This window comes from Flavobacterium sp. (genome assembly GCF_036782315.1).
GTDB lineage: Bacteria > Bacteroidota > Bacteroidia > Flavobacteriales > Flavobacteriaceae > Flavobacterium.
Genome location: NZ_DAIPZK010000014.1, coordinates 68,713 through 76,208, shown reverse-complemented (window position 1 = coordinate 76,208; position 7,496 = coordinate 68,713). Strand labels below are relative to the sequence as shown.

The following is a 7,496-nucleotide window of genomic DNA, read 5'->3' as shown; positions in this document are numbered from 1 at the left end:
CTGTTAATGGAATACTGTAGTTGAATGTACCTGCAACTGATGGTGTACCTGAAATCGTTATCGTATTTAATGCCCATGTAGCTGACACACCTGCTGGTAAACCTGTTGCAGTTCCAATTCCTGTTGCGCCAGTTGTAGTATGTGTGATAGCTGAAATCGCTGTATTAACACATACTGTTGGAGTTGAAGAAGCAGTACTTGCAGTATTATTTGGATTAACCGTAACACTTACTGCTGCCCCATTAGCACAACCTGTTGCAGCAACTGTCGCAGTAGCTTCATAGGTATAAACACCAGCTGTACTCGACTTAACATAAACTGTTGATGCATTAGTACCAGCAGTATAAGGTATAGTCGCAGATGCATTTGTAAATAAATTTGTTATTGGACTCCATGTAATATTTACTGGAGCTATTGCTGAAACTCTTAAGTTTGGTCTGTTTGTAGTGGTAGTTGGTGCATCAGTATTAGTACATACAGTTGCATTATTGTCTTGAGATAGATATAAATTTAAACCAGATGCAACTGTTGAAGATTCTACAGATATAGAATTTGCAGAAACACCACCGCCATTATTGTTATTAAAACAAGTCTCAATCAATAAACTTGACACTCCATCCCATGTTAATGGAGTAGATAAAATAAAATCAAGATTTCCAATACCTGTGGTTGGAGTATAATTAGTTGGAGCTAAAACCACATTTGTTGCACCATTAATAAAACTTGTTCCAATAGTTGTATTAGAAACAAAACCTGCATTAATTGCAAAATTATTTAATGCCAATGGTGTTCCAGAGAGTGCAACAAAACCAATAGAACTAATTCTTTGACCTGCAGTTAAACCTAAAGCTGTTAATTCAGCTGACGTGTATAACGCTTGCGTTTTTGAACCTCCATAAAATCCTCTGAAAGGAGTTGAAGATGTATTGGTTGAAGTTCCTGAACCTAATTTACCTGTAACCGCTAGACTACCTCCTGAAACAGTTATTGATTGAATTGCATCAACACAAATTGTTGGATCTGATGGTGTAAAAGTTAAATCTGACGGTAACGGATTAACTGTAACTGTATAAGTTGCCGTAGTTGAACACGATCCTGCAGACTGAGAGGCTGTTAATGTGTAAGTCGTTGTAGTTGTTGGTGAAAACTCCCAACCAGTTGTACTATTACCAGTTACATTTGTTGATGGAGACCAAACAAAAGTATCATAACTAGCACCACCATTAGTTAAAGTTAGTAAAGCTGAATCTCCATTACAAATAGATGATGATGTATTACTTAATGTTATTACTGGAGGTGTATTTAAAGTTGCTACAACTGGAACTCTTGTTCCTGAACAAACATTAGATAAACTCCAATTATAAAAATAATAATATGTTGTTGAATTTCCTGATATATATCCATTTGTAATGTTTCCAAAAGTACCAAGGGAATATGGAAATCCTCCAAGAGAAGACTCTCTTACCATAGCTGGACCAGATACAGCTAATAATCTATAACCTGTTCCAGCAGGAATAATAAAATCAATTGGTAATGTAAATTGAACAGGTGAAGTTGCATTTCCTGCAGGAACATTAACCGTTTTAGTATTAATAACTGTTCCTGCTGAATTTTGTAATTGAAGTACTATACTTCCTGATGTAGCACTAGCTAAATAAACATCAACCGAATTTAATTTTGCTTTTCTACTTAAATCAAAAACCAAACCATATGTTGAAGGGGTTGTATTTGCAGTTGCTATTGTAGAAACTCTTCCTAAACCATTTGTTTGATTTGATATTTCATTCTCTTCAACATAATAAGTTGTTGTAGTTGAAATTGAAGGAGTCGTATAAGAAGCACCTGTAGCTAAAGAACTTCCACCTGTAACAGCAGCATACCAATTTAAAACATTATTAACATTAGAAGCTGTAGCATTTAAATTAAATGTTGCGGCAGTAGCACACTTAGTATCACCAATAACTGATGATGGTTGAGGATTATTAATCGTAATATTACTTGTAGCTGTTACAGTGGCACCTGTGTTATCAGTAATTGTAACAGTATAGTTAGTATTAATTGTTGGAGAAACAGTTAAGGTAGACGAAGTACCAACAACTGAAGTTCCATCACTCCATGAATAAGAATATGGAATACAGCCACCTGTTGGAGAAGCAGTTAATACTACTGAACTTCCAACACAAATATTAGATGAGCTAGGAGTAGTTGTAACAGCCAAAGCTGTAACATTTGTTGATACAACAACGTTTTGTGCTGCACTACACCCTGTAGAAGGATTAGTTGCAGTAACAGTATATGTTGTTGATGGTCCCGCAGGTAAAGTAACCGATCCTGAAGATGACGTTAAAACAGTTGAAGTTCCGTCTGACCATGACCATGTATAACTTGACGTTGTGTTAGAATCATTTACTCTTCCTGAAAAAATAAATTGTGGTCGAGTTGAAGAAGTCGTTGAAGAACCATTCCATCCTGAAGGTAAAGAACTTCCAGAGTAACCACAAACTTCTGATGCAGTTCTAGAATCTACATAACGAGCATTTGCAGATACAAATGGTGTAGAATCAACCCTAACTGTTGAAGCTGTATTTGACGTATTAGCATTACTCCAACAAAAACTCAAAATAATATTTGAAGTCCCATCCCAGTTAAACGGAGAACTAAAAGTTATTGTATTTATACCTACTGCAGGAACAAATGTGCCAGCAAAAACATTATTTGAAACATTCTCAATATTTGAAGTTAAAGATGTCAATGGTGTTGACTCCATATTTACTCTAAACCCAGACAATGTAGAACCTGCAACAGTAACATTAATTCCTAAAGAAGTAATATCACCTGCAATAATTCCAAGAGCTGTTAGTTCTGATGCTCTAATCAAATATTGTGTCTTAACTCCTCCATAACCTCCATAAAAAGGGTTTGCAGCAGCTGAAGTTGAAGTGCTCGCTCCTAATCCTAATGTTTTAGAACCTGGTCCATTTTCAATAATTGATGCTGCTAAATTAATTGTACTTCCCGCACACGCAACCATTGGACTAGCAGTTACAGTAGTAATTGAAGGCAAAGGATTAACTGTTACAATTACGGTATTTGTTGTTTGACATCCACCATCTATAGCGGTAGCAGTATAAGTATAGGTTCCTATAGCAGTAGGTGTTACTGTAATACTAGCACCACTTTGAGATGTTTCTACTCCACTTCCTGTAGTAGACAACCAAGAGTAAGTATAATTTTGTAGTGGTGTTGAAGCTGTATTGGCAGCCGTTAAAACTGCACTTTGTCCTAAACATATTGTTGCAGCACTTGTAGATGCTGAAATTAAATCAGGTGTGCTAACCGTAATAGTTATTGGTGTACGTAAACTTTCACAACTTGTTGTTGGATTAACTACAGAAACATATAAAGTTGTAGTAGTGCTAATAGCTGTTGTATAAGTTGTTGAAGTACTCGACTGTAAAGCTGTTCCTCCTGTAGCACCGGCATACCAATTGAAAGTTGGCGTTGTAAAACCATTCGCATCAACTACAGATGCAGTAGGAATTTGTGTTCCACATTGTGCAGAGTTTGTTGCCGTAGGTGCCGTTGGCAATGGATTAACATTAACAGTAGTTGAAGCCGTTAAAGGACACCCATTAACTAGGGCTGTACCAGTATAAGTAGTTGTTACATTAGGATTTACTACTAATGGATTTGAAGTACCAACTACTGATACACCATTTGACCATGAATAAGAAGTTGCTGTTCTAGAAATAATTCCTGAAAATTGCACATTTAATCTTGTTGTTGATAAAACACCTGATGCAGCTGCTTTACCATTTGTATCCGAATGTAAAACTGTATTTCCAGTTGTTGCTGTAAAATATGTTATGGCGTTATTTGTTGCATTAGCACCATCATACTGAATATCAATAATTAAATTTGATGTTCCATCCCAATTATAAGGTGTTGCAAAATTAATTGTTTGCCATCCAGACGCAGTATGAGTATATGTTGCAGCTGGAAATACGGTGGTGAAAGTTGGAGCTAACCATGTTGTTGAAGAAAAAGTACTTTGAGAAATTGTTCCAATACGAACTATAAAATTGGCATTAGTTGCCGCATCTCCTAAAGACGTGATATTAAAAGCCATGGAATTAATATTACCTGCTGCTAACCCCCCAGCAGTTAACTCTGCAGCGGTGTATATTGTTTGAATTCTGTAACTTGGCCATCTATTACAAAATGCAGTTGGCTGAGTAGTAGCAGATGTAAGGGTTGTTGCATTTCCAATCTGAGCTGTTCCACTTCCATTAATATTCATAGTAAGAGTTGTAGCACCTCCAGCACATACTGTAGAAACAGATGCATTTGCAGATGTTGTCAAGCCAGTATTTGGCTCATCTGAATATGATACCCCATTATAAGTTGTATTTAACCCGATAGAATTAGTAGCAGTTATAGACCACGTTACATTTGCATTACCAATTGTAGGTGCTAACATAGTACCTACCCAAGTATTACCACCACTATTAGTCATTGTAATAGCTGTTTGAGCTGTACCATTATGACTGTAATTTAAAACAACACTTGTAATAGTTCCTGCAGTAGTTGTTACATCTACAGAAATAGCTCTATTTGATTTAACACATTGTGAAGTTAAAGCAGGTGTTGCAATCATGTTAGTAATTATTGGCGCAGGAGAAACTCCTTCAAATTCCCAAGCCCCTACATCATAAGACGAGCCAGCACCAGCTGGACGAGGAATACCACTGTAGTCTTCATTATAAGGACTACCAAGAATATTTCCACCACTTTCTGCTTGAGTAATTAAACCAGTAGAAGGTTTAAGGTAATTTGTATTTGAACCAGCAGTAGAAACAAAATATGACACAGGATTGAAACTTGACTCAGTAAAAGAACCAGTTTCTCTCGATGCTACTGCAGCTTGAAAAGTAGTCATTGTTTGGTATGAATTAGTACCATCGTACATAATTAAATTTGTTGCACTGGGAGAGCCTACATAAAATAGATTCTTATTAGAAGTTGAAGCATAGTTTGCTAATGCTGTTCCTCCTCTTCTGTATGCTACTGTTAAACCTGTACCTGCTGAAGCAGAGGTATTAAATATCATATTATTTTGCAAATCAAGAACTGCTATTGTAGCAGTAGAATTTGCTGTATGAAAAATACCTGTCGTTCCAAAATTAGCTCCACTTGAAGATGCATTCAAATATATAGTATTGTTATAAATTCTTTGATTTGATGAAGTAGCAGTTGAAGTAATATTAACCCCCCTAATTGCATCGGTTAAATTTGCTAAAGGAGCAGTTAAATCAGCAATTAAATTGTTGTAGGTATTAATATTTGAACCAGCAGTAATATTAATACCAATTACAGCTGGTGAGGTAGTTGAAATATTGGCTGTAGCACTAATATTATATATTTTGTTTCTATATGTATTAACATTAGTACCCCCTTGAATTGAAATACCTAATGCCAAAGGAGATGTTATGCCAGAAGACAACATTCCGTAGATAGTATTTTGATAAACGTTAGTTGTACTAGCTCCTGAAACCAAAATACCACCAACTGCACTTGACGCACCTGTAGATGATAACGTATTTATAGTATTTCCATTAATATTAATTAATGTAGATGTATTGCTACACGAAATACCTAATACTTGACCACCGGTACCTGTTGATGATAAATTGTTAATAATATTATTAGCAATACTTATGGATGTAGCAATACTACCCGTAGAACCTAAATTAATAGCCGTGATTGCTCCTTGTCCAGACCAATTTGTAAAAGTATTATTATTTACTGTAGAATTACCTGCCCAATATGAGGCTGTTAAACCAATATAAGCAGAAGTACCACCTGTCCCTATCCAAGAATTAAATGTATTATTGGTTATTATTTTAGTAGGGATTGAACTAGAAGACAAATAATCAGTACTTGAAATAGCTGTTATCGCAGTAGCACCTGTTATAGTAATATTTGAAAAATTATTATTAGTAATTGTTGCAGTTGTCCCATTAACTGATGAACCCGCACTCGTTAAACAAGTAACTGTACCACCCGCTCCCGTCTTTGTAAAACCAGTGACAATTGAATTCCCACTTATAGTTTGAGAACCACCTGTTGGCATTGTAACGCTATGACTAATAAAAGTGAAACTACCAGTAGTACTACAAGAAATATTAGTAAATGTATTGTTACTGATATTTGTTGTAAAATCACCTGAAGCCTTTGAAAGAGCTGTAATAGCTCCTGAAGATACAACTGAATGGTTCAGACGTGTAAAATTATTATTACTGACATTTGCAATACTAGTGACCGAAGCGGAACCACTTGGATAAGTAATACCGTTAATAGCACCAGTTGCTGCACCACTCTGTAATGAAATGGCATTATAAGAAATTGTATTTGTAAAGGTTGTTGTAGGAGCATTTGAAGAAGCTTGAATTTGGATTCCGTTCAAAGTACCAGTTGTTACTCCTCCATCTGAACTTGTAATTGAGTTATATGATACATTAAATCCATTTGAATTACGGACTAAAATACCGTTTACTGTTCCAGAAACATTTGCATACCCAGAAAACGTACCCGTTGTTCCAAAATTTGAAATTGTATTTCCAGTTGAAATTGAAGAGCCTCCAATGTCAATTCCTGTATTGGCATCTGCAGCAGCAGTAGGCCCAACCACCACAATACCTAAATTAACATTATTAATTGTATTACCATAGACTTTTAACCCACTATTCCCCCCAGCTGTTGTTGTAGCAGTTGCAGAAGTAGCAATTGTTGTAGCACTGTGAGTTGAATTACTATAAATACCAAATGTATTTTGATACGTTCTATTTAATGCTATGATATTGTTTTGAATCGTACAGTTTTGCGCACCATTAGTAGTAGTAGCATATAATAAAGCTATCCCCCATTCTGTCATAGTATTCGTTCCAGCAGCAGTATCTGCAGCTACAGGCGTAAATGCACGCTCATTCAAAGTAAAACCTTGAATCGTAATCCAATCTCCACCAATAATTTTAAATATGGCATCATTTAAATTTCCAGAAGTTTGAGCAGGCGCAGTAATTGTACTACTATTTCCTTGAATAGTAATGGTATTAGTTGATGTACCTGTTGCAGTTATGCTATACCCCCCCACAGGTGCCGTTTCATTACCTGTCAAAGTAATAACAACAGGATCAGTAATAGTAGCTCCATTTAAAGCCGTAATAGCAGAAGCTAAACTTGGATAAGTAGCTGCTAAGCCAGAACTTGAATTAGTTGTAACTTGCGCAAAAGAAAACAACGTGAAAAACAAAAATAAAAGTGAAAAAACGCCTTTTTTTTCTGAACTAAACGATGCCACTTTTTCTTTTTTTAAAGAAGTCGAACCCATAAAAGTGAAGGGTTTGACTAGAAAGTAGTTTTTTATCATAAATTATAGTTTTAAAAAAATGCTTATTTTATAAAAAGCCGACTAATTTATGAAATAATTTACAATC

1 protein-coding gene is annotated in these 7,496 nt (G+C 35.6%); it reads right to left on the bottom strand.

All coding sequences use genetic code 11. The annotated features are described in order from the left end of the window. Nucleotides 1-7,429: Ig-like domain-containing protein (locus tag V7P59_RS11690; protein ID WP_333810332.1), on the bottom strand; the 7,429-nt coding region annotated here is incomplete at its 3' end. Nucleotides 7,430-7,496: the final 67 nt, after the last annotated feature.